The sequence below is a fragment of the Methanobrevibacter sp. genome (genome assembly GCF_045220775.1).
Classification (GTDB): domain Archaea; phylum Methanobacteriota; class Methanobacteria; order Methanobacteriales; family Methanobacteriaceae; genus Methanocatella.
Genome location: NZ_JBGUWC010000125.1, coordinates 1 through 2,182, shown reverse-complemented (window position 1 = coordinate 2,182; position 2,182 = coordinate 1). Strand labels below are relative to the sequence as shown.

At 36.9% G+C, this 2,182-nt stretch carries 1 protein-coding gene; it reads right to left on the bottom strand.

Annotated elements, in window-relative coordinates; translation table 11 throughout:
• Positions 1–139: 139 nt before the first annotated feature.
• Entirely contained in the window at positions 140–1,834 is a 1,695-nt protein-coding gene (locus ACJROP_RS08395; RefSeq protein ID WP_406535020.1) for a TlpA family protein disulfide reductase, read from the bottom strand.
• Positions 1,835–2,182 lie beyond the last annotated feature (348 nt).

The following is a 2,182-nucleotide window of genomic DNA, read 5'->3' as shown; positions in this document are numbered from 1 at the left end:
GATTGTCGAAGATGATGTGATGTAATTTCGTTTTATTTCGTTTATGATAACAAAAGGTGCTTACAAGAATTTGTAAGTGCCTTTTTTGCGAATCCAGCGACAAATACTCGTACTCTAACCAGAATTCGTCGAACTCACGTTATTTAAGTCTGTTTTCCCAATCATCCTTCAATTTGTCAACTTCTTCAGCAGGAATATACAATTTCAAGGTTTCCAAGAAATAATTGAAGCCGAAGCATTCATTCAGCACCTTGCCATCAGGATCAATAATGACAAAGGCAGGAAATCCGGGAACATCATATTTCTTCAGAATCTCACGGGCATACTTAAAGTCGTTCCAATCGTGCCAGCTCACCTCTCCTAATGGTTTCTTTTTCCACTCTGGAAGTCGGTCGGCAGAGATAGTGATCATTTCAAACTTATCCTTATATTTCTTATAGAACTTTTCAAGCGTTGGTTTTGCCATCTGGCACGGACCACAGCCTAAAGAACTGAATTCCAAAATAGTATATTTCCCTTTTCCCAAGAATTCATTCAGGTGATGAGGGTTGTTATCATAGTCGTACAATTCAAAATCAGCCATCATATCACCTTCTTCTACAATATCCACTTTTGGGGCAGTCTTAGGCTTTGTCTTGCTTCTGTACTCCATATCATTTTTGTACTTGATTTCACGAGCCTTCTCCATCTCGGCAACATCTACCGATGGCTGTGCATCAAGATTATCTATGTCGTACACCCAGATGTGAGGCTGTTTTGGATTACGGGAAGTGTTGTCATCAGAGAACAGGAATAGCTTCTTTCCATCCTCCGACAGCATAATACGCTGACCATAATGGTCAAGATAAAGAACATTCTTTTTGTTGCCATCCCAGTCATATAGTTCTACAGAATTTCCATAAATAAAGAACGAATACTCCTCAAGTGGCAGTTTTCCATATATACGTCCTTCAGGATCAGAATCAACAAGAAGCACATATATATTATCCTCATTAGTAGCAATGCGCAACTCCTCCGTATTACGTGACAACGTCAATGGGGCACCGTGCTGTACTGTATAATTAGAGTATTCTTTGTATAAATCCTTTACTACTTTAACATTGTAGTCTTTATCTATAGTGAATATGAATGAATATCTATTTTTTTCAGCTTGATAAAGATACCGTCCTTTCCCATTAGCATAGAGATCACTATAATTTGTATAAACAACACATTTAACATAATCAGGCACGTCAATACCATCTTCCGGCCAATAATTCAAAGGGATTATCTCCTGTTTTTTGTAATCTATGATAGATAGGATATGTCTTGCATCTTCTTTCGGCGTTCCTGCTATCAAAATCTTATCATTAGGCAAAGACACAAAGCAATGTGAATGGCTATAGAAATCTTTTAATTGAGACAAATCATACCTTTTCCACAACAAAGGATTAGCCATATCTGCATGATTACCCGAATTGGGTATGACTATCATCTCTATCAATTTCAAACGCTCGGTCTCATTCAATGCAAGTATGGAGTTGTCTTGTCCTTTCGCAAACCTAACAATAGCATTTAAGCACAGTCCGTTCTCACCTCTCTTTGACAAAAGTTCTTGTTTTCTAAGTTCCGTATCCGTCAATTCCGTGCAATAGTAATTGTCGAAGTCAAAAGCAATTATTTTATTTCCGACCTGAAACCTTGTTTGGATTCCCACATCAGAAACATTATATTTCAGCTCTTTTCCCATCAGCTTCACACCACGCACATTCTTGTCTTTGCTATCAGCCAATGATGACAAAGACATTAAGAACAAGCCCAATAATGCAACAATACCAAAAGCTCTTTTCTCCATTTCTAAATTTTACGGTTAATTTTAACGCCTACTCTTAGTTAGAATTATGATTCCTTTTGAATTTTGTGCAAATATAGCAATAAAATTGCATACTCAGCAAATCTATTCAACATTTTGATAATCACCCTCCTTGTTTTTAACACCCATTAACAGCAAACAGACAAACACAAGGAACATTCAGCAAACCAACACGCACGCATCAAGATATAGCGTTCAGTCGCTATAAAGCCTATGATCCTCCCTTCTTCCTCCCAACAAAGTCCGATGATAATACCATTATAATACCATTATATTACCATAATAATACCATAATATTACCATTAACTATGGTATTTTAATGGTATCTTA

Bases quoted from the DNA above. Each gene is read 5' to 3' on its own strand.
- ACJROP_RS08395 (WP_406535020.1), bottom strand. From the start codon at position 1,834: ATGGAGAAAAGAGCTTTTGGTATTGTTGCATTATTGGGCTTGTTCTTA.